This is a genomic window from Neobacillus paridis (genome assembly GCF_016765675.1).
GTDB classification, from domain to species: domain Bacteria; phylum Bacillota; class Bacilli; order Bacillales; family Cytobacillaceae; genus Neobacillus; species Neobacillus paridis.
Genome location: NZ_JAESWB010000009.1, coordinates 1 through 670, shown reverse-complemented (window position 1 = coordinate 670; position 670 = coordinate 1). Strand labels below are relative to the sequence as shown.

Genomic DNA, 670 nt, shown 5'->3' with positions numbered 1-670 from the left:
GCAGACCGAGTTCACCGTGATCCTGGCCGACTTCGGCGCAAACAAGGTTGGCGTCATTAAGGCAGTCCGCGAAATCACCGGTCTGGGCCTGAAAGAAGCCAAGGACCTGGTTGACGGTGCACCGAAGCCACTGAAGGAAGGTGTATCGAAGGCTGACGCTGAAGCAGCGAAGAAGAAGCTGGAAGAAGCTGGCGCAAAAGCAGAAATCAAGTAATTGCGGCCTGCTAGCGCGACATACAGCGCATGAGTCAAAGCGCAGAGCCCTTTCCAAAAAGGAAGGGCTCGGCTTTGGCTCCTTTGTCGTTTTCGGACTTTGAAGACGATCGTACCGGTACCATGCAACACCCGCCCCGAAAGGCGGTCTATTAAATCACAGATTTGAAGGGCCGAGACTTGAGGTTTCGCAGATCCGGGAGAACGCAGCCATATCGCGCCATCCGTGTCGAATCCTGAATTCTCTATCCTTCCTGTCACTCACGGAGTGTTCATGCACTACTCATTTACTGAGAAGAAACGCATTCGCAAATCATTCGCGAAGCGCGCCAACGTTCACCACGTACCATTCCTGCTTGCAACCCAGCTCGAATCCTATACCGGCTTTCTGCAGGCGGACAAGGCCCCGTCGCTGCGCAAGAACGAAGGCCTGCAGTCTGCCTTCACCTCGATTTTC

At 54.3% G+C, this 670-nt stretch carries 2 protein-coding genes; both read left to right on the top strand.

Features of this window, described 5'->3' with window-relative positions; all coding sequences use genetic code 11:
* A partial coding sequence (gene rplL, locus JK635_RS27795) for a 50S ribosomal protein L7/L12 (RefSeq protein ID WP_202651726.1) occupies window positions 1-214 on the top strand: 214 nt, incomplete at its 5' end.
* Window positions 215-487: 273 nt separating this feature from the next.
* Window positions 488-670, top strand: a 183-nt coding sequence (locus tag JK635_RS27790; RefSeq protein WP_202651724.1) for a DNA-directed RNA polymerase subunit beta, incomplete at its 3' end; no start/stop codon positions are given.